Source organism: Glaciecola sp. 33A (assembly GCF_002836745.1).
GTDB lineage: Bacteria > Pseudomonadota > Gammaproteobacteria > Enterobacterales > Alteromonadaceae > Glaciecola.
Genome location: NZ_PJAR01000031.1, coordinates 63,829 through 84,216, shown reverse-complemented (window position 1 = coordinate 84,216; position 20,388 = coordinate 63,829). Strand labels below are relative to the sequence as shown.

18 protein-coding genes and 1 pseudogene are annotated in these 20,388 nt (G+C 40.2%); 6 read left to right on the top strand and 13 right to left on the bottom strand.

Features of this window, described 5'->3' with window-relative positions:
- Together CXF81_RS20245 and CXF81_RS05665 are read left to right on the top strand one after the other, a co-directional pair.
- Positions 1-194 (top strand): annotated as a pseudogene (locus CXF81_RS20245) (hypothetical protein); the annotation flags it as partial.
- Positions 195-375: 181 nt separating this feature from the next.
- A complete protein-coding gene (locus CXF81_RS05665; RefSeq protein WP_232771789.1) occupies positions 376-714 on the top strand; it encodes a hypothetical protein in 339 nt (112 codons plus the stop codon).
- Between the two features lie 485 nt (positions 715-1,199).
- Here the strand turns inward: CXF81_RS05665 and CXF81_RS05660 are convergent, their stop codons facing one another.
- The 5 genes from CXF81_RS05660 to CXF81_RS05640 form a co-directional block, all read right to left on the bottom strand.
- On the bottom strand, positions 1,200-1,946 hold the full coding sequence (locus CXF81_RS05660; protein WP_232771788.1) for a sterol desaturase family protein: 747 nt from the start codon (positions 1,944-1,946) through the stop codon (positions 1,200-1,202).
- Between the two features lie 210 nt (positions 1,947-2,156).
- Positions 2,157-3,914: a lipid A export permease/ATP-binding protein MsbA gene (msbA, locus tag CXF81_RS05655; protein WP_101180399.1), complete on the bottom strand. Its 1,758-nt coding sequence runs from the start codon at positions 3,912-3,914 to the stop codon at positions 2,157-2,159.
- 454 nt (positions 3,915-4,368) lie between these two features.
- Positions 4,369-5,790 carry a serine hydrolase gene (locus tag CXF81_RS05650; RefSeq protein ID WP_101180398.1) on the bottom strand — a complete coding sequence of 474 codons (1,422 nt, stop codon included), beginning with the start codon at positions 5,788-5,790 and terminating at the stop codon, positions 4,369-4,371.
- 329 nt (positions 5,791-6,119) lie between these two features.
- Positions 6,120-6,983, bottom strand: a complete 864-nt coding sequence (locus CXF81_RS05645) for a DMT family transporter (protein ID WP_101180397.1) — start codon at positions 6,981-6,983, stop codon at positions 6,120-6,122.
- Positions 6,984-7,056: 73 nt separating this feature from the next.
- Positions 7,057-7,257 carry a hypothetical protein gene (locus CXF81_RS05640; RefSeq protein ID WP_101180396.1) on the bottom strand — a complete coding sequence of 67 codons (201 nt, stop codon included), beginning with the start codon at positions 7,255-7,257 and terminating at the stop codon, positions 7,057-7,059.
- Here CXF81_RS05640 and smrA point away from each other — a divergent pair.
- A complete protein-coding gene (gene smrA, locus CXF81_RS05635; protein WP_101180395.1) occupies positions 7,249-7,836 on the top strand; it encodes a DNA endonuclease SmrA in 588 nt (195 codons plus the stop codon). The two genes, CXF81_RS05640 and smrA, sit on opposite strands and share 9 nt — an antisense overlap.
- On the opposite strand, the gene purL is transcribed toward smrA, so the two are convergent.
- Positions 7,833-11,729: a phosphoribosylformylglycinamidine synthase gene (gene purL, locus CXF81_RS05630; protein ID WP_101180394.1), complete on the bottom strand. Its 3,897-nt coding sequence runs from the start codon at positions 11,727-11,729 to the stop codon at positions 7,833-7,835. The two genes, smrA and purL, sit on opposite strands and share 4 nt — an antisense overlap.
- Before the next feature lie 181 nt (positions 11,730-11,910).
- On the opposite strand from purL, the gene mltF reads away from it, so the two are divergent.
- The gene (gene mltF, locus CXF81_RS05625; protein WP_101180393.1) at positions 11,911-13,425 is read left to right on the top strand and encodes a membrane-bound lytic murein transglycosylase MltF; all 1,515 of its coding nucleotides are present in this window, start codon (positions 11,911-11,913) and stop codon (positions 13,423-13,425) included.
- A 541-nt stretch (positions 13,426-13,966) separates the two neighbouring features.
- On the opposite strand, the gene CXF81_RS05620 is transcribed toward mltF, so the two are convergent.
- The 3 genes from CXF81_RS05620 to CXF81_RS05610 form a co-directional block, all read right to left on the bottom strand.
- The gene (locus CXF81_RS05620; RefSeq protein ID WP_101180392.1) at positions 13,967-14,449 is read right to left on the bottom strand and encodes a hypothetical protein; all 483 of its coding nucleotides are present in this window, start codon (positions 14,447-14,449) and stop codon (positions 13,967-13,969) included.
- Positions 14,450-14,451: 2 nt separating this feature from the next.
- Complete coding sequence (locus tag CXF81_RS05615) at positions 14,452-14,775, bottom strand: PadR family transcriptional regulator (RefSeq protein WP_101180391.1); 324 nt, start codon at positions 14,773-14,775, stop codon at positions 14,452-14,454.
- Between the two features lie 884 nt (positions 14,776-15,659).
- Positions 15,660-16,154 (bottom strand): DUF4440 domain-containing protein, encoded by a 495-nt coding sequence (locus CXF81_RS05610; RefSeq protein WP_101180390.1) that lies wholly within the window; start codon positions 16,152-16,154, stop codon positions 15,660-15,662.
- A gap of 417 nt (positions 16,155-16,571) precedes the next feature.
- Here CXF81_RS05610 and CXF81_RS05600 point away from each other — a divergent pair, with 417 nt between their 5' ends.
- Positions 16,572-17,024, top strand: coding sequence for a hypothetical protein (locus tag CXF81_RS05600; protein ID WP_369828647.1), 453 nt, complete (start codon positions 16,572-16,574; stop codon positions 17,022-17,024).
- 63 nt (positions 17,025-17,087) lie between these two features.
- Here the strand turns inward: CXF81_RS05600 and CXF81_RS05595 are convergent, their stop codons facing one another.
- Both CXF81_RS05595 and CXF81_RS05590 read right to left on the bottom strand, forming a co-directional pair.
- The gene (locus CXF81_RS05595) at positions 17,088-17,870 is read right to left on the bottom strand and encodes a DUF4824 family protein (protein WP_101180388.1); all 783 of its coding nucleotides are present in this window, start codon (positions 17,868-17,870) and stop codon (positions 17,088-17,090) included.
- Positions 17,867-18,979, bottom strand: a complete 1,113-nt coding sequence (locus tag CXF81_RS05590) for a DUF2157 domain-containing protein (RefSeq protein WP_101180387.1) — start codon at positions 18,977-18,979, stop codon at positions 17,867-17,869. Before CXF81_RS05590 ends, CXF81_RS05595 begins: the two co-directional genes overlap by 4 nt.
- 152 nt (positions 18,980-19,131) lie before the next feature.
- Between CXF81_RS05590 and CXF81_RS05585 the strand changes: the two genes are divergently transcribed.
- Complete coding sequence (locus CXF81_RS05585) at positions 19,132-19,467, top strand: hypothetical protein (RefSeq protein ID WP_101180386.1); 336 nt, start codon at positions 19,132-19,134, stop codon at positions 19,465-19,467.
- A gap of 69 nt (positions 19,468-19,536) precedes the next feature.
- Here the strand turns inward: CXF81_RS05585 and CXF81_RS20240 are convergent, their stop codons facing one another.
- Complete coding sequence (locus CXF81_RS20240; protein WP_255409414.1) at positions 19,537-19,863, bottom strand: helix-turn-helix domain-containing protein; 327 nt, start codon at positions 19,861-19,863, stop codon at positions 19,537-19,539.
- A 102-nt stretch (positions 19,864-19,965) separates the two neighbouring features.
- Positions 19,966-20,274, bottom strand: coding sequence for a hypothetical protein (locus tag CXF81_RS05575; protein WP_101180384.1), 309 nt, complete (start codon positions 20,272-20,274; stop codon positions 19,966-19,968).
- Between the last annotated feature and the right edge of the window lie 114 nt (positions 20,275-20,388).

Genomic DNA, 20,388 nt, shown 5'->3' with positions numbered 1-20,388 from the left:
ATGTAAACACCTTACTGTATGATACCTCTGCCACCGATCCAGTGATTGTAGGTGAGCCCAATATACGGTTTGACGGTATACCGATGCCAACTTATATTATGCTGCCTGAACATAACCGAGACACCTACAAAATTATGGGCAGTGGTAACTCCATTTTTTTTGATAAAGCGGTATGTCTATTACCGGTTTTATGATTTGGGGAAGCCGTATTCGTCAGCAGGTGAAAGAGAAGGTTAAGCCTCGAGGCACCCTGAACCCGATAGAAGGAGTTTAATATGGCGATACGTAAAAACACGATTTTTAATCGTCACAAATTTAAACTAAGTGGGTTAGCCCTAGTATTCCCTATTTATTTTTTTTTACCAACAGCTGCAAATGGGCGAATTTAATATAACTATTCAGCCTGTCAATAAAGAGGCCCCCTATGCACATGTTTTAGACTGGTTTAAGGATTTTACGGTTTTTATAAACGAAGGTAGTGTTGTCCAAATTCGCCAAGCATATGCAAACATTGGCATAGCGCCTATTCCTATTGAACAATTGCAACTGAATGATATTGGTTTACTGCACGGCAGTAACTTGCTTCAGCATGTGCACGCTATATCTCCTGTGGATATAGTTGGCAATGACAAGGTGTGGATCACTATCCAAACTTGGGATGGGACTATTTTCACGCAAAGTTGGCAGGTGAACGATTTGCTTAAAATCGATTAATTAGAGTTTTACCAATGCTTAAACGTTATAAATTATTAATTCGCGCTAATGGCACCTATGAAAGCGAATGCAAATGACTTAGTAGATTGCTTTTGCAACTGCGCTCAAGTACCCATTATGTATAGACCACATATTACGTCTAAGCGTATTTTGCTATTATACTGCGGCGCTCAACATATGTTGTTAGTGAGTATGGCCAATTTGTCGTGACCGTTTAAGCAACTCTTTGGTAGCATAAAAATATTGGGAGGAGTTGTCCATTGTGCTTTTTGTCAGGTTATTCGCAGTTTTTACAAGGGCTGTCGGATCAACTGCCATTAGAATGACAACTTAACTTATTGAGAGACTTAGTTTTGTCGTTGTCTTACTGCAAATGGTGTCTTAAAAGTAAATTCTCGGCATTACAACATTGGACTGACTCGGCCTTGGCGAATGGCATCTCTATTGATGCCAACATAAGGACGAGTACTAAGTGGTTTATTCGTCTATTCATCGACGGTTTGTTTTGCCCACTTGCTCGGCTGCCAACCCGTGCGCCCGAATGCATAACTGGCTTTATGCGATGCACTTTCAGCGTGAATTACATCCTTATATATTGTCCGGAATTCTCCAAAATTGATAGTTAAGGGGTTCGAGGATTCAAGTTGGGTAGTGAGGCCATAAATTGGTTTTTCATTTTCAGCTTGATACGTTCCAAACAGCCTGTCCCAGATTATTAAAATACCGCCATAATTCTTGTCGATATAGTCTGGATTTGTGGCATGATGAACTCGATGCACTGATGGCGTGTTAAGAATGCGGTCGAGCCAACCGAGCTTGCCTACCTTTTCTGTGTGGATCCATGTTTGATAGAGAACCACAGCGAATAATGACGCTAACACTTGTATTGCATCGAACCCGATAAGAAGCAAGGGAATAAAAAATAGCCATTCATATAAACTTTCAAGCCAAGATAGACGAAGTGCGGTGGTTAAATTGTACTCTTGAGACGAATGATGGACACTATGAACAGCCCAGAGGATCCGACGTTCATGTTCAATTCTATGCATCCAGTAATAAGTGAAATCAACAGCAATAATTGCGAGTAACCAACTCCACCAAGTCACGGGAATTTCGGAGACAGCGAACTGCTCGGTAAACAAAAATCCAATGATGAAGACTGCACCGATCACCGTATTGTCTAGAATACGATTGCCGATTTCAATGGCAACATTCGCCATAGTTTGCTTCAAGCCTAGCCGTCGCTTTGTTGAAACGTCGAAGATTGTTTCAATAATTGTAAGTACATAAAAGATAATTCCAATAATGGCTACTACTGTGAAAAAATCATAAAATTCTGATATTCGAGCGTCAATTTCGTTCATAAGTGGTTCCGGTTATATATTTTAATTTGGTGGTTAGAGGAGCTAATAAGTTCTCCTACTAATAGTTTTAGTGCTTTGCTAATTAGCTTGGTCATGAAACTGCCGCTGATATAAATAATAATAAGCGCCTTTCATTAACAATAATTCTCGGTGAGTTCCTCGTTCACAAACACACCCATTTTCCATTACTAGGATCTGGTCAGCATTCTGTATCGTGCTAAGCCGGTGAGCAATCACGATTGTGGTTTTGTGTTGCTGTAACTTAGAAAGTGTTTGTTGGATCATATGCTCTGACTTTGTGTCTAGTGCTGAAGTTGCTTCATCCAGAATCAGTATTGGAGCATCCCTAAGAATAGCTCTGGCAATCGCGATCCGCTGTCTTTGTCCGCCAGATAATTGGCCGCCATTCTCTCCGATGTAACTGTTTAATCCTTCAGGTAACTTTTCAGCAAAACCCCATACGTCTGACACTCTTGCTGCTTCTTCAATCTCCCCAGCTGTAACCGGACGATTGCATCCATATGCAATATTTGAAGCGATGGTGTCGTTAAACAAAACAACTTGCTGAGATACTAGCGAAAATTGTTGCCTTAGATTATTCAATGACAATTGATTTAAGGGAATATCATCAATGCTAATTTGTGGCTCTTGAGCAATATAAAATCTCATCAGTAGGTTTGCTATACTCGATTTCCCGCTGCCAGACTCACCTACTAATGCGATTGTTTGACCTTTAATTAAAGTGAAATTCACATTTTTTAGTACTAACTGGCTATCACTCTGATAAGAAAAATTGAGATTACGCACTTTTATATGTTTGCTAAAAGACGTGATCTCTTGGTTTGCAGAATCAATTTCAACAGGTTCATCAAGCACACCAAAAAGACTGCTAGCGGCCACTAAACCTCGTTGTAAAGATTGATTGATATTGGTCAGTTGCTTTAACGGTCTAAGCAAAGAACCCATGGCGACTAACGTAGTGGTAAACTCTCCTGCGCTAATTTGTCCAATTACACCATCAAGACTTGCCAACCAGAGCACACCGGCTATCGCTACAGATGCAATGAGTTGAATAGCAGGATTACTTATCGCTGAAGTTGTTGCAAGCTTCATATACTGTCGGCGATTAATGTTATTAGCGTGACTAAATCGTGAACTTTCAAGGCTCTGTGTGGCAAAGGCTAACACTTCTCTATGGCTACTTATGGCGCGTTCCGTATGACGGGTTACTTCTCCCATTGCATTTTGCATATTTAAACTGATGTGTTTAAAACGCTTCGATACAAAATTAATGACTAATCCTATTACAGGACCAACAATCAAAAATATCAATGATAACTGCCAGCTTGAGTGCAACATTATGCCCAGTAAAACCAGAACAATTAAAGTTTCTCTAATACAAACAGTGAAGACTTCCGACGTCGCTTTGGAAATTTGCTCAGCGTCATAGGTTATTTTTGATATCAATTTTCCAGTATTGTGTTTTTGGAAAAAATCTAAAGGTAAATATTGCAAGTGACTAAATACTTGCCGCCTGATAGTAAACGTTATTTTACTTCCGATATAAGCCATACAATAGTTAGATAAAAAACTAGCAACACCGCGAAGTATAAAAATAACGATAACCAATAGAGCTCCAATCTTAAGTACTTTTCCGTCAGATTTAGCTAATCCATCGTCTATTAGCGGTTGAATAAAATAAATCATTCCAGCATCAACAACGCTAAAACAAATAAGACCAACAATAGCAACACATAGCATTGCCTTGTGCGGCGCAAAATACGTCACTAGCCTAAGCAAGGTTTGATTGTCACTGACTGAGTTTTCAAAAAACATAATTTACCTAATTCGAACCTATGTATGGTAGTTAACATCAAAAATGACATTGGCTGAACCAACGCTATTATTAATCAATCGCCTTGAGTCAAATTCTGAACGCATGATATACAGAAGAAAGTTAACAATGAGTTAATCTCTAAAAATGATGTTAGTTCGCTCAGTGAGGGCCATTTCAAGCTAACTAAAGGAAGATCTAGTGCTGATATGACTATTCGCCGAGCGGGTGTGTTCTTGTTGTTGGGCAGAATGCTCAACGCGGGATACTCTATTGAGTTTTTAACAAAGCAACCTTTGATTAAGGAAATACATTTGAACTTGATGGTAGTAACCATGTTTTTTAATAGCGGACAACGCTTAGTATATCAAAAGTAGGTGATTGCGAAGCCCCAAACTTTTGATTAAGAGCCATGTTTGATACAAGCCAAAAGCCTTGAATTTTTTACTATTTCGCCTATTTTTTGTATGTATTTTTATGTGCTGGTTTTTCTCCAGCCTTTAGTATGTACATCGGGATCATTTGGTTTGGTGGGGTGCTTTTTCCATAAAGTGCATATGAATTGTAATTTCCGCCCATAAACACGGTAATCATATCCAGTTCGGGCCAAATATTGATTTTTTGTCCACCGTTACCCGAAGCTAAATAAGAATTATATTTTTGTCCATCAACTATGAAATATTTATGTTCCCACAAATACCCATAGTCGCCTTCGTCCGTATCAAATGTTTTGTCAATCCAACTTTCGGAAATTATTTGCTTACCTTTCCATTTACCGCCATCTTTAAATAACGTCGCCAATTTTATCAAGTCTCTAGGCGTAATATACATTTGACTAAAATGAGTTCCACTAGCCTGATTGGGCTCAAAAGTCCAAGCGTAATTTGAGATCCCCAAGGGCCTAAATAGATTTTTTTGTGCAAAATCTTCTATATTTTCATCTGTTGCTATCTCAACTAAACTACCTAAAGTCAGCGCACAACCTGTACAGTAGGATGATGATTTACCCGGCGCCGCGACCATTGGTAAATCCAAGGTATACTCGACCCAATCCTTGCTTTGCATCATTGCCTGCTCGTTTCCTTTGCTTTCAGGGTTATCATTTTCACAGTCCATACCGTGTCGGTACATTAAGAAGTTTTCGATAGTAATGTCTTTACTTCTGTCATCCAAATTGGCGATTTCTGGGTAAATCGAATTGAAATAGGGCAAGAGTTTTTCTTTTTCACTTTTGATTAATCCTTTGTCAACGGCAATTCCAAGAATGCCGCCGATGAACGGTTTTGTGGCAGACCTTAATTGATGCGGTGTGTTTTCATCATAACTGTAAAAATATTCTTCAAGTACCAATTTGTTATTCTTGTAAATCAAGATACTGTGAACATCGGGAAATTTTCCTTTTATGGTTTCTTTGACCATCTCGATTATAGGTTCAGGATTTTTGAATTCATCTTCTAAACTGCCGGTTTCCAGCCCATCTGTGGTTTTTTTTGGTTTGTGATAAACGTATTTATCAGGATTATGAAATAATTCTTTTCTCGGGAACATTTCCATTTTTTCAATTTCAGACGTAATTAGCTTAAATTTGAGTCCGTCAGTTGTGTAGCCTTTTACTCGATTGGATTTGTCTCGCTCAAAAACCACAGGAACCCCTTGAATATTGGTAAAACTATCCAAGGCGATATGTTTTAAAGGGTATTTCGCGTTATCTACAATTGCGTAAAGTGTTGTGTCAAGTTCAGACGCTACAATATCCAGAGTGGTTTGATCTATATATTCATAGTTCCCTTCATATTCCAAAAGTTTTTCATAATCCGATTTTTCTTTCGGTGATGAACATCCAATTAGTAAAGGGATCAGAAATAATAATTTTTTCATATGATTGTTCTTTGATTAATAACGATTGGATAATTTGAACGTTAGATTTTTTTTCAGCTTGCAGATAACATCCACATAAACCCTATTCGGATCTTGATTAATAGAATCTATAGCTATTTAGGCGTCGTTTTATTATTCTTTAAAGTAACACTTTCACGCATTTTTTCCAATTGACTTTGCTAGTGCGTTTAATCTAAACATTCCCTTTCACATACTGGTTTTACAACGTGCATTGAGTGAAGAGAAGCTAGGCAACCGCAAAGTCATAAATGGGTAGCACCATTTCACTGTTTTTAAACAAACTTGTTGTGATCATGGCGCTAGCATGCTTATGCACGTTTGCGCGTCTCGACCCAAATATTTAAGTAGTTTCCCGCAAATATAATGCTGGCGCCAACGAAAACCCATATATCGATGGCCTCGTTATAGATAACCATTGCCGCAATGGCGATGATCGGTAAACGGACAAAATCAAGGGGCGCTACAATTGTTGCTGGCGCGATCGTCAGCGCTTTGGTGATACAGAAATGTGCCAGTAGTCCACAAGCGGCGACCAGTCCTAACAGAGGCATATCGGTAATATTAGGCAGTGCGATATCCCCATCGTATCCCGCTGAAATCAGACCAAAAATCAGTTGCAGCGCAGACAGATAGAGCATTATAGCTGCAATGCTCTCGGTCCGAGTCAGGCGTTTAGTGAACACGTACGTAAGCGCAAAAAATATAGCACAAGATGCCGCTGCTAGAATGCCCGGATGCAAACTTGTTATATCAGGACGTGCCACAATCAGAATACCGATGAATCCCATTAGCGCTGCGATGACGCGTATCAATGTGAGGCGTTCTCCCAATAAAAATGGCGACAGCAAAATGACCCATAATGGCGAGGTAAATTCTAGCGCAAAAACCTGTGCCAACGGGATCACTGTCACCGCATAGAACCAAAGATTCTGGCCCGTAAAATGAAACACGTTCCGAATGAAATGAGTGCGCCATTCGCGGATACCTATCTGACGAAACGTTCCCGTAGCGTAAACAAGTATCAGCACGATCATTAGACCGATAGCAGAACGATATAACATGATCTCGAACGTATCAAAACCAGCACCGAGTTCACGCCCTGCAATAGCCATAGTGGTAAAGCTGAATATTGCCCCAAGCATCCATAAAGCCGCTTGCATAGTTTGATTCATGACATACGTTCTATATTATGTTGGCAGACAAGGCTGTTGGTTGTTTCAATATTTTTCATATCAGTATGATATCCTAAATGGTACACACATTTTCTTGCTCTTTATGCTCTGCATGCTCTTCATCTATCGCCAAGGGTATGTAATTGTTTTTAGAACGATACCCAAATACCGTCAAGTTAGCGCTAACAAAAGTATCAACTGGACTAAGTTCACACAACTGACGTACAAACACTAACTTATCTACGACAATCAACGAGGTTTTTATATGTCGCATTCTGTTCCCAACGACCTTTCGTTTTTTGCAGAGATGAGTGACGTTAAGCCGTTATCTCAAACTGATAAAGTTGCATTAACCAACAAAACCACCGAAACGCTAGCCCAGAGACTCAAACGCGAAGCCCTCATTGCTGAAGTTGAAAAGGATGACAATGGATTGACTATTGATAAAGTTGAACCTATTGATCCCTACGACTTCATCGAATACAAGCAAGACGGCGTGCAGCATGGGGTTTATAAAAATTTAAGACTGGGCAAATATCAAATCGATGTAACGTTCAATATGACGCAAATGAAATTTGATGACGCGCGCTTAGGCTTATATAAAACAATAAAAGACTGTCATGAGCAAGGTATTCGAACCTTATTAGTACAACATGGGATGGGCTTAAACAGTAAACCCTTCCCAGCGTTTTTAAAGAGCTATGTCAATCAGTGGCTGCGCCAAATTGATATAGTCATTGCTTTTCACACCGCACTGAAACAGCATGGTGGCTTGACCTCGGTGTATGTGTTGATAAAAAAACATCCAGATCAAAAGTTAATCAATCGCGAAAGAAACCGGCGCGTCGGCTAGCCGACAAACACGCGCGCATTTCTGAACATCCGCATCCAAGGGCCATCTTCCTTCCACTCATCTGGGCGCCACGAGTTACTAACGGCTCTGAATACGCGCTCTGGATGCGGCATCATTATAGTGCTGCGACCATCTAACGATGTTAAGCCGGTAATGCCTTGCTCCGATCCATTCGGATTTGCAGGATAATGACTGGTTACATGCCCGTAGTTATCAACATATTGTAATGCGATCTGATTATCATTTTTCAATTTTGATATTTGACCGTCTACGGTAAACTCTGCAAGACCTTCAGCATGAGAAACCACAATAGGCATGCGAGAACCTTGCATTCCTGACAATAAGACAGAAGGCGAGTCAGCGACTTCAACCATGGCGACACGAGCTTCAAAGCGTTCAGATTGATTGGTCACAAAGTGCGGCCAATGCTGTGCTCCCGGTATTAACGACTTCACATTAGATAGCATCTGACAGCCATTACATACGCCTAAAGAGAAGCTGCTGTTGCGTTCAAAAAATGCTTGGAAGGTAGCCTTAACCTTCTCATTGAACAAAATCGATTTGGCCCAACCTTCCCCTGCCCCCAATACGTCACCGTAACTAAAACCGCCACAGGCAACCAAGCCTGCAAAATTATCAAGGCTGCGCCCCGCCAGCATATCACTCATATGAACGTCAATTGGTGTAAAACCTGCACGATGAAATGCGGCCGCCATTTCAACATGCGAGTTGACGCCTTGTTCACGTAAAATAGCGACTTCTGGTTTTGCTCCTATATTAATATAAGGGGCCGTAATGTCATTATTTATATCAAACGTGAGTGAGCTGTGTAGGCCTGGGTTTTGTGTATCGCTTTTAGCATCGTGTTCTTGTTTAGCACAGGCAGGATTATCGCGCAGCGTTTGCATAGCAAAGGTAGTGCTTGACCATAGCTGGCGATAATAAGTGCGGGTATTTTTTGTAATACACTTGCCCTCGCTCGAGAAGCAAATTTCATCTTTTTCAGACACCGTCCCGATAGTATGCATTAAGTCGCTTAATTCATACTTTTTAGCTAATGCTAATACAGCCTCTCTGGCACTGTCGCTTACTTGAATAACGGCGCCCAATTCTTCGTTGAATAGAATCGATGCTGCATCGTTACCTAAACCGGTAATATCAACATCTACACCCGCTTTACCCGCAAAAGCCATCTCATTAACAGTCACAAATAAACCGCCATCAGAACGATCATGGTAAGCACTAATTAGCGCTTTCTCGATAAGCTCTTGCATCAATAAGTAAAACGATTTTAATTGCTTAGCGGAATCAACATCAGGAGTAGTTTGGCCTAATTTGCCATAAACCTGCGCCAGGCATGAACCACCCATTCGATTTTGTTTGTTACCTAAATCGATTAACATTAAACTGCCGCCATCCATATGGCGCAACTGTGGGGTAATCGTTTTACGCACGTCTTTGACTGCACCGAACGCGGTAATCACTAATGATAGTGGAGACGTAACGGCTTTATCCTCGCCATTTTCTTGCCATGCCGTTTTCATCGACATTGAATCTTTTCCGACCGGGATGGTTAAGCCAAGTTCAGGGCACAACTCTTCACCGATCGCTTTGACCGCTGCGTATAATCCAGCATCTTCACCAGGGTGATTAGACGCAGACATCCAGTTTGCAGACAATTTAATGCGCTTGATGTCACCAATATTTGCGCCTGCAATATTGGTCAATGATTCAGCCACTGCTAAACGCGCCGAGGCAGCATGATTTAGCAATGCGACGGGTGTACGTTCGCCAATCGACATTGCTTCGCCACGGTAGGTATCAAATGCAGAGGTGGTGATTGCCACATCAGAAACCGGCACTTGCCAAGGACCGACCATTTGATCACGCGCCACCATGCCAGTAACTGAGCGATCACCAATGGTGATAAGGAATGTCTTGTCCGCTACCGTTGGCAGTTGTAAAACGCGTTTTATGGCGTCTTCAATATCAATTGCAATGGTCTCAAACACGTCGCCTTTGGCAGTTGTAGAAACCACATCTTTACTCATTTTAGGTGGCTTACCAAGTAATACATCCAAGGGCATATCAATCGGTTTGTTACCAAATTTTGCGTCAGTTAAGGTTAGTTGTTGTTCACGTGTTGCTTCACCTACAACTGCAAAAGGCGCTCTTTCACGCTGACAAATTGCTGCAAACACAGCCAGATTTTCAGGTGCGACAGACATCACATAACGTTCTTGCGATTCATTACACCAAATTTCCAGTGGTGACATGCCTGGCTCGTCGTTTGGTACATTGCGAAGTTCAAATACACCGCCACGTTCTGCGTCATTGACCAGTTCAGGGAAGGCATTAGATAAACCGCCGGCACCCACATCGTGAATAAACTGAATAGGATTGTCATCACCTAATTGCCAACATTTGTCGATAACTTCTTGGCAGCGTCTTTCCATTTCTGGGTTTTCGCGCTGCACAGATGCAAAATCAAGATCCGCATTACTTTCACCAGAAGCAACTGAAGAAGCAGCGCCACCACCAAGGCCAATATTCATTGCCGGTCCGCCCAATGCAATTAACTTGGCACCCACTGTAATCTCAGCTTTTTGAATATGGTCTTTCTTAATGTTGCCTAGCCCACCAGCCAACATTATAGGTTTGTGATAACCGCGTACTTCTTTGCCGTTAAAACTATCTACTTTTTGTTCGAATGTTCTAAAATAACCCAATATATTAGGACGGCCGAATTCGTTATTAAATGCCGCGCCACCTAAGGGCCCTTCTAGCATTATATCAAGTGCCGTGACAATACGCGCAGGCTTACCATAGGCAACTTCCCAAGGTTGTGGGAGCATTGGAATATTAAGGTTAGATACGGTGAAACCAACTAAACCCGCTTTTGGTTTAGAACCTCGTCCAGTGGCACCTTCATCTCGGATTTCGCCGCCTGAGCCCGTCGCCGCGCCAGCGAACGGAGATATTGCCGTTGGATGATTGTGTGTTTCGACCTTCATTAAAATGTCGATATCTTGATGATGATAATCGTAGGCTTGGGTTTTTGCATCAGGATAAAATCGCCCAGCTTTCCAACCTTCCATCACAGCTGCATTATCTTTATAAGCACTATGCACATAGTCACTGGATACTTCGAACGTGTTCTTGATCATTTTGAACAATGATTTAGGCTGAACCTCACCGTCAATTGTCCAATCGGCATTAAATATTTTATGACGGCAATGCTCACTGTTAGCTTGCGCAAACATATACAGTTCGATGTCATTCGGATTACGACCCAGCTTTGTAAAGCTATCGAAAAGATAATCAACTTCGTCATCAGCTAATGCGAGCCCTAATTTTTTATTAGCTTGCTCAAGTGCGGCCTTACCTTCTTCGACGATAGGCACTGACAAAAAAGGTTTGGCCTCAGCTTGTACAAACAATTGTTGTGCGTGTTCAAGTTGCGTAAATACTGCCTGAGTCATCCGATCATGCAGCGGTGCCGCGATAGCAGCTAAATCAGATGCGATAGAATCAACTGTTTTGTGGTCAAATACGATGTAATAAGCAATGCCGCGCTCTATTCTGTGTATTTGTGATAAACCAGAATTTTTCGCAATGTCTGTTGCCTTTGATGCCCAAGGTGAAATAGTACCGGGGCGCGGCGTAACTAATACAAAATAGCCTGAAGCATCAATATTCTCGCTCGTCGGTCCGTAGCTAAGTAGTTGCGAAAGCACAAACATATCGGCTTCGTTCAACTCGCTTTGTACGTCCACAAAATGAACATATTGAGCTTGAACACTCGAAACGCCTATTCCTAGAGCGGAAAATTGCGCCAATAGTTTATCTTGTTTGAATGGAGAAAGAGCAGATGAACCGCGAAGAATTAACATAGTATGGGTACCAATTTGAGGTCGCATTTTAGATTTTTTGCGAGCAGAGACTAAGGTCAGCAGTTGGCGCCAGATTATAGAGCAAAAGTAAGTGATTGATAAGTCATGATGCCCATAGAATTTTACTTTTTTTGCAATAACTTACTGGATGCTTTGCGTAAATTTAGTCACAATGGTGTTTATGAAATTACAAACGCGAATATCAACGATAATGAGTATTGGTTACAAACCATTATCTGAACAAAAAATAGCCAAGCAATTCAAAAATATAATTGCGGGTACAATGTCTATTTGCGTTTTTTTAGCGTTAAGTAGCTGTTCTCAACCACCACCACCCTCTTCTCTAACCTCTATTTTGGAGTCTGGCGTTTTAAAAGTAGGCTCGGTTTATGGCAGAACAACCTACTATAACGGTCCAACATCGCCAGAAGGCTTTGAATTTGAGTTGGCACAAGGCTTTGCTGACTTCCTTGGTGTAAAGCTAGAAGTTTACCCGTACTATTCTTATAGGGAATTATTACCCCAGTTAGACAATCATCAAGTAGATTTAATTGCCGCGAATATCACGATGACAGAACAACGCAAATCAAAGTATCGATTTGGCCCTGCTTATCAATCAGTCAATTTTGAGTTGGTGTATAAAAAAGGTGAGGACCGTCCACGAGGTATTGAGCAGCTAGAGGGTAATCTCACTATCGTCGCAAATGATTTATATCGAGAGCCTCTAGAGTCATTAATTGACGAAAATGAGAGTATGTTTTGGACAGAAACTGACGAAAAAGATATTGAAGAGTTATTAGAAATGGTTTCCAACGATGAATTGGATTACACAATTTCTGACTCCAATATTTTAGCCGTTGCCCGCAGACGCTATCCAAACCTCGGGATCGGTTTTTCTGTCACCGAAACCTTACAAATTGGGTGGCTACTGAATAAAGACACGGATGATTCGTTACGAGCAGCGTTAATTGAGTATTTCGGTACTATTCAATCCAACGGCATTTTTAGTGCACTGGAAGATAAATACTTTGGTCACATTCAATCATTTGATTATGTTGATACGCGTGCATTTATGCGGGCTGTCGAAAAAATCCTACCGACATTTAGAGAATTATTTGAAGCCTATGCTGGTGACAACGATTGGCGCTTAATTGCTGCCATGAGCTATCAGGAAAGTCATTGGAAGCCCAAAGCGACATCGCCAACCGGGGTGCGCGGCATGATGATGCTAACGCTAGGCACAGCGTCGGATATGAAAGTCACATCACGTATTGATGCTGAACAAAGTATCAGTGGCGGTGCGCGGTATTTTAGTAGCTTGTTGCGCAGAATACCGGCACGGATCCAGTCACCAGATAGAATATGGATGTCACTGGCCGCCTACAATGTCGGCTTAGGGCATCTAGAGGATGCTAGAGTAATAACTCAAAGCCAAGGCTACAACCCAGACTTATGGGTGGATGTGAAAAAACACTTGCCACTGCTTAGACAGAAAAAATTCTACAGAACCACACGTTATGGATATGCCCGTGGAGACGAAGCGGTCTATTATGTAGACAACATTCGCCGCTATTATGACACCTTGATTTGGTTAGAAGACCAAACGGAACTGCCCTCAATTAACGACCTCCCAGCAGATGAAGATGAAGATGAAGTTGAAGTTGAAGTTGAAGTTGAAGATATTGTAAGACCTTAATAAAGATTGATAAAAGTTTATTTGACTAAAAAAAGGTAATGTTTGATGCTTTTTGCACCCTATTTCCACTTGTTATTATAATAAAGTCTGATAATTTTAGCCTGCTTTTCCAATTGTCCAAATGGCGGCAAAGCTTTCGTTTAGCGGTCATTCCGTTTTTTAACATAAATTCCCTAGGGCAGTCATTGAGCCTTGCTAACCTCACAGGCAAAAGCCGTCACACGCCGTTCAAATATGTGTAAAAAATTTTTGCCAAAAGCAACCATTGAGATTGGAAATTTTGATGGGCTGTTGCACTCCCTTTGCAGACCTTAGAAGTTTACTTTCTCCTTCGAATAGGACCACACTAGGACGATACATTTAGAACACTAAATCCAACTCATATTGCAGTCGTTTTTTTGCGCCTCTTTTTGCCACACTTGCCTGAATAGAATTCAAGAATGTGTTGCCATTTGCAATATTTCGGCTAGCAAAGCGTGCTTTTCCGCATGCAGTGTCTAAGATTTGTTGATAGTCCACCTGCAGTAATTTGTTTCAAAGATTAATTGTCTAGCTGGTTTCTTTTTTTGGTAAATTGCTGACGAATTGATAGCATACTAATAGTGGCCAATGGCAATATAATTAGCATTGTGACCGTGTAGGCTTGTTCACTGCCTCGCAATACCAAACTGCTGGCAAGTATTGCAGCAGCCCACAAAATTGCTTGCGTTAATTGAGTGGTTTTATGCAATTTCATGATAGTTGCTCCTTGACCTGCGCTATCTGCAACAGAACCGTATTCTAAGGTACATAATTTATTAAGCCACGTAAGGTTTTGGTCAAACTGAGATTTTAAATTCTCTTGGTCACCTATTTCTTGGATTGCATTATCGAAGGCTTCTTTTTCACTCAATCCATTGTTGGCATGCTTCTCAATTAGGCAATACAAATGATCTTTTAATTCATCAATTTTTCGATTGTTAATTGAGTAAGAACTCAACACTTCTGCGCACCATTGATGCACCGCTAAATCTAAATTAAACATGTCTATTTCTCCAAATGACTAATCATGCTCGACAATTTTTGCCATTGCTGTCTTTGCTGTATTAACTCATCAACGCCTGTTGGGCACAATCGATAATACTTGCGTTTGCGACCTGTGTCGGCTTTGCCCCAAAACGACTCAATCCAACCCTTTTTTTCCATTCGATGCAAAATGGGATACAACATGCCATCAGCCCACTGTATTTCTCCATTTGATAATTGATGCACCTGCTGAATAATGGCGTAACCATAACTTTCGTTGTGATCTAAAATCGACAAAATAAGCGGTGTTGAAGACGCAGCAACTAAATCTTTTGATAAACTCATTAAACGATACCTAGTAGTTCTAGGTATTCATTATACATAGAACTACTAGGTATAGAAGTACTATGCATGAAAAATTTAAGGATTTTCCATAAGCGTATGAATTTACTTATATTGTTGTCTCTGACAAAGTAAGGTCACATAAAGAATTATTAACGTTAGGCTAATTCTAAAAGTATAGGTGTATCATAAAAAATTATGCAATGGATGCCATACCTTTTGAATCAATGTTTTCAAGATAGGTCGTCCCGGTTCTGCAGGTACTAGTGGAAAAAACCACTAATTGCGGTTTACATAGTTTCGAAAGAAAAGAGAAGTTTAAAATGACAAAAGCGCTGATAACTAAAATAATAAAAATGTAGCCACAGTTTGTTTTCCGAGTTTCCTATTTTGGTTGGTTATCGGCAGTTTATTAATGATGATGATATCCTTTATACATATCTCTATCGGAGATTGGACTTGGCCTTACGCTTTTATTTTTTAACAAAAATTCAACGGGTCGTGTTCGTTGAAAAATATTAGGTGCAATTGGAGTGGACGGAATTAATACTTTTGTTGCTTTTGCATAAGCTGATTTTGGTCGGAATGCGCTGCTAATTCAAATCGGATCTCATGCTGGTATGGTTCGGAATAGATGCCGAAAGTGAATGGATTTTGCACTATTATGGCCAGCAAGTCGGCGTCGTCTAATTGGAGCGTTAATGCCCGTTTTAGAGCTATAGCTCGATCAGAAAATTAGTATTCCTAGCTCCGTTGAGCATTCAAACATGACTAAATGATTAAAAGCAACAACGGTAGCAAATTGCCCTTTTTTGCCTGATCAATTAGGTCTTAAATACGGTGCGAGTTCAACTTTTGACTCATCAGGCACTTGATTTTATAAAAAATTATTGAGCACTTTTGAATGGACAAGTATCAAGAAGTTCGCTACCCACAGCAGCATCCGAATTGAAAATATCGGCATGAATTAGCCATTCACCATTTTCCTGTTTTTTTCGAATTTCCAGAAACTTCCCGACATCTATCCCAAAACCACCTTCACCGTCAGGGATAGAGAGGCAGGAACGACCCATAACGTAAGCAATATTATTGCTACCAGATATTTCTTGAATCTCAAATGCTATACCAAATCCACTTTCATTCTTTTCTTGCCATGATGCAATGTCCTGTCGACCAACTATGGCAACGCTGTTAGGGGGCATCATTGTGGCGTTTAATGCGAATAAATCAGCGAGTCGGTTCCAGTCGTTTTGGTTATATGCCTTAACCCACTCCTTTGACGACGCTTTGATATCTTTTATATCTTGTGCTGATAACTCAGCAGATTTGGCTTGAAAAGCTACACCGAACGACAAAATGATCATTAGTATTAGAGACTTCATTAGAAATTCCGTTTTTTTGTAAAGTAAGTAATGTGGTTGAGTATGCTTAGATTAAGAACCTGTGGCAACTAATTCATTCAGAAGTATTGGCTGAAGTCGGTATGGTTCGCGTTACTCTGAAATTTAGAAGTCCTCGATCCGTCTGCTTTTTTAGCTTAGCCATCAATAGAGTATTTTCAGTTGGATCATCAAAAATCACCTAAACAATATTAATTTACCGAAAACCGCTACGTCGACCAATTGAGCTCACAGCCCTTTGGAGCCATACAAGTAATATAAAGTATGGTTTTTTTAGAACGTTTTGCCCAATCCATAATATCAGCCTTAAACAAATTAGTTGAATTGCAGTTTCTTTTCCAATCTTTAAGCTTAAAAATAACGTTTTTTTGAAGCGTGAAGATCAAAGCAACGATTGTTATGCCTGAAACCACGCCGGACATTAAAGTTGAGGCGATAAAGCGCTTTGGTGGCAGTAATGTGACGGTTGTGCAGTCGGGTACAAGCTTCGATCAGGCTTCTGAGTGCTTTGATATGCCGGATAACGAATTAGCCAAGCTACATGTTAGGCATATGGTTGGCGGCAAACCTCAAGGGCATATTAACGAACATATTTTTTCATTTGCCTTCCCTGAATACCCTAGCGCATTAATGCACTTTTTAACTAAATTGGGTGAACAATGGAATATTACCCTATTTCATTATCGCAACCACAGCACTGCTGAGGGCTTGGTGTTGGCTGGTTTCGATGCGAATAATGATAAGGAGCTTTATTTGATTCGCACGTTAATGAGCTCGGTTTTGATTTGCATGAGCATAGAGATAACCCCGCCTATCTCTTGTTCTTATCAGGGCAGAGCTAAACTGCCTTAGATGATTAATTGAGACTGGGAAGCAATTGTTGCTTATCTGAGTACTGAAGTCACATTCTCTCGTTTACTGATTGACCAACTTGATATCGCTTATCCATGTTTCGTAACGTTTTCCAACATGCATGGTCGCACGAAACTTTGTGCTTGAGTCGTATTCCAAAGTATCCGCAGGTAATATTTTGCCCTGAGTATTAGTTAACAGCATACCTTCAACATTTTTATCTACATAATTGATAATGTAAGCCATTTTCTTTTTGTTATAGGATAATCCTAATCGTCCTTTAAGCAAAAAAATATTGGTGTTGTTACTATATTTCTTGGCTAGATGCTCATCACTTTGATGAGCATCTATATAATATAAACGAGAAGATGAATTGAGCAAATCATCGTAATTTTCTTTAGCTGACTTTAGTTCATATTTTGAGAATGAGTCAGGTTTTTCCTGAATTTCTAGTATTTTTACACGCGCTTCTTCGAGATTGCGCTCATAACTGTCACCAGCAAACTCAACAGCAACAAAAACGCTAATGTTTTTCACAGAATAATACTCAGTTTCACCTCTTTTCTGGTCAAGGCTATCGATGGATAAGCCGAAACCTGCGAGTTGTTCTGCGCTTAACACTCCCCCAAAAAATGAATTGGTACGCCGGTAATTAGCTCGTCTCAATTCAATAGTTTTACCAGAATTTTCAGAATCTACTGCATAGCTATATGCTTTGTTAAATTCTCGCTCTGACAACTCAAGGGTGTATAAAGGCTCGGCACTTCGGTTATATAAAGCCCCAGAAATAATGAATACATTCACAATTAAAATAAGAAGCAAACCAAGTCCTAGATAACGTTTCATCCTTTAACTCCTTGCTGTGCATTATGATCCGAGCGCAATCGTTTAAATAACACTAGCAGCAATATCGATACAACTCCCATTACAAAGAAAAATAAATATTTGGGTAACCAATCCCACCACCAATCAAAGAATTTAGTGTATAAAAAGAGAATAAAAAATATGTTGCCGGTTACATTTACATGGCGCCATTGCTTTTTAATACCCAGCCAAATGGCTAAACCTGCGCTTACAAAACCTAATACTTGATAACATTGTTCGATGATCTTGGTATCAATGCTTAGATGGCTTCCTTGGCCCCAATTTGATAACACTAATACCGGTAGAAAAAATAAAATCATTCCCATAACTCGATACACTTTATCAAAGTGAGAAAATTCGGCAATTTGCTTAGTAAATGTTGGCGATGGAATCGCATTTAAAATAAAAGGTAGACAAAAAACGAGTAAACTAGCGAACAGAATATTTTCTGGCTTTTCGCCAAATGAAATGAAATACATACCCGACCAAGTACCAAAGTACATAGATATAAAGCTGGCGAAGCAGATAATAGCAGCCACAAGTAAGACCTTGGCCTTGCACATATAGGCAAGTATGAATCCAAATGCCGACCACACCAAAAAGGCATTAGGCGACGGCGTAATACTATATATTTGCCCTAACATATTAAGATTAAGAACAAAGCACCCAAAGCTAATCAGGCCTGCAATTTTGGCGTAATAGCCGGCAACATCTTTTTGCGCAATAAGGGCGGTAACAATAAAGCTAAGTATGCTGAAAGCCACCAATGCAAAAACTTGGAAGCCAGTACTGAATAGGCCCCAAAACTGGAAAAATAAGAAAAACACACTCGAGGCCATAGCCAGTGCGGCAACTAGTGACGCTATTTTCATGCCTAAACTGAGTTGTTTCGAAGCAGCAGTGTCGTCTATATTGTACTGCTGCTTAAGCGCATTGATTACGTCGTGATGATAAGACTGAATACTTTGGTTTTGTTGTTCGCTTAGCATAATCACGCTGTTGTTGGTGAGCTCAGTGAGTTCTAAGTCAAACGCTTGGATTTGATCTGCCCGTGCTTGCGCATTTTGCATGGTGGGTTTTCGATTTTCCATAATCTTCTATATCCCTTAACAAAAGTATGATGCTGAGTATAGGACAAGTTAACACTATCGACTAGTCCCTGTAACAGCTGTATTTGAGGGTTGTTTGCGTTTTCTCATTTGGTGTGTTGAAGGCATTAGCGAAATGTTGGTCGTTGAGCTGAGTGAGTAAGCTGGCCTTTGGTGCTGAAATAGGGATAGTGAGATGCGAAGGACCTTACCTCAACAGTGGTTATGGAATTTGGGTAAACGAACTATGGATACCTTGGGTCCGAAGAGTATCTGTAACTCTTTCCGGTTTTCCCGCTTTATTGATGTTCATGGCAATTCTTTGCGCTGTTACCGTGTTGGTCACTGAGATAATCGACCATTACGACACAAGGGGAAACGAAAGAACGTACTACAAGGTTGCGTTGATTTTTCAATATTTAGGCATTGCATTGTTTGTCATAGCGTTCCTTTCAGGATTGGTCAGTAATGCTATATCATGGAGTCGGTAATTAACTCAGCTCTCGGATACACAGTAAATTGATTAGCTTAATGAGTGACGGATATTGATGAAATATGAATCACTTAAAAAATCCTTTTTTATTGACCAACTGATATCCCCTTCCACGAATTGTGATTATTTCGAGAACGGTTATATTTTTTAACAAAGCCCTTAACTCAGATATTGCTACCGTCACATTATTATTAACTTTATTTTTTGTTCCCCAACCATATGCCAGCAAGAATTCCCTACTGAGTACTTCACCCGCATTCTCATGAAAAGCACAAAGGACTCTGAACATAGGATTTGATATTCGGTATGTAGTTTTGGCTACCGACAAAACATATCTTGTAACAAAGACATTAGTGTCAAAGTAAATTGCATGAAATTGTTTTGGGCATGTCACACATTCTGCACTGCATAAACCTTGAACATTTTTTTGAGATTCGACTAGGCGATTAAAAATCAAGGTTTTGACCTCGAACTATTGTACTTTTATGTATTCTCATCACTCAGCTTCTTTTAGTATAATTGACCATGTTCCAATGACCTTGCCGTTCGTTTTTGATAACTTCCTTGACTGTGACAAGGAACTAGTTTCAGAGCCTTGATGTACTGCCAGTGTCAGTCCTATGATATGTTCTTGGGTATATTCAGGTTGACGACAAAAAGTACCGTTGACATATAATATGTTTAACCCATTTGCTGGATTAGGTGTTAGCCTACCAATCTGAGTGGATCGGCTTATACTGCTGTCTAAAATCGATATTAAGTCAACATATTTCAATTTCAAAAAACGTAGTAATCTAAATGTCATAAACCAATAGAACTCTAAAGGAGCAAGCACGTAATGTTATTATCTAGGTGCTTATTGTGGGAATAATTCAGTCTTTAATTTGCCACAAAGCCTAACAAAGCTGGTGGTGCTTAA

Excerpts from the sequence above, each read along its gene's own strand:
- CXF81_RS05615 (WP_101180391.1), bottom strand. The coding sequence starts at position 14,775 with ATGAGTTTATCAAAAGATTTAGTTGCTGCGTCTTCAACACCGCTTATT.
- CXF81_RS05600 (WP_369828647.1), top strand. The coding sequence starts at position 16,572 with ATGCCTGAAACCACGCCGGACATTAAAGTTGAGGCGATAAAGCGCTTT.
- CXF81_RS05645 (WP_101180397.1), bottom strand. The coding sequence starts at position 6,983 with ATGAATCAAACTATGCAAGCGGCTTTATGGATGCTTGGGGCAATATTC.
- CXF81_RS05665 (WP_232771789.1), top strand. The coding sequence starts at position 376 with ATGGGCGAATTTAATATAACTATTCAGCCTGTCAATAAAGAGGCCCCC.
- mltF (WP_101180393.1), top strand. The coding sequence starts at position 11,911 with ATGAAATTACAAACGCGAATATCAACGATAATGAGTATTGGTTACAAA.
- CXF81_RS05595 (WP_101180388.1), bottom strand. The coding sequence starts at position 17,870 with ATGAAACGTTATCTAGGACTTGGTTTGCTTCTTATTTTAATTGTGAAT.
- smrA (WP_101180395.1), top strand. The coding sequence starts at position 7,249 with ATGTCGCATTCTGTTCCCAACGACCTTTCGTTTTTTGCAGAGATGAGT.
- CXF81_RS05620 (WP_101180392.1), bottom strand. The coding sequence starts at position 14,449 with ATGTTTAATTTAGATTTAGCGGTGCATCAATGGTGCGCAGAAGTGTTG.
- CXF81_RS05590 (WP_101180387.1), bottom strand. The coding sequence starts at position 18,979 with ATGGAAAATCGAAAACCCACCATGCAAAATGCGCAAGCACGGGCAGAT.
- msbA (WP_101180399.1), bottom strand. The coding sequence starts at position 3,914 with ATGTTTTTTGAAAACTCAGTCAGTGACAATCAAACCTTGCTTAGGCTA.
- CXF81_RS05650 (WP_101180398.1), bottom strand. The coding sequence starts at position 5,790 with ATGAAAAAATTATTATTTCTGATCCCTTTACTAATTGGATGTTCATCA.
- CXF81_RS05575 (WP_101180384.1), bottom strand. The coding sequence starts at position 20,274 with ATGACATTTAGATTACTACGTTTTTTGAAATTGAAATATGTTGACTTA.
- CXF81_RS05610 (WP_101180390.1), bottom strand. The coding sequence starts at position 16,154 with ATGAAGTCTCTAATACTAATGATCATTTTGTCGTTCGGTGTAGCTTTT.
- purL (WP_101180394.1), bottom strand. The coding sequence starts at position 11,729 with ATGTTAATTCTTCGCGGTTCATCTGCTCTTTCTCCATTCAAACAAGAT.
- CXF81_RS05640 (WP_101180396.1), bottom strand. The coding sequence starts at position 7,257 with ATGCGACATATAAAAACCTCGTTGATTGTCGTAGATAAGTTAGTGTTT.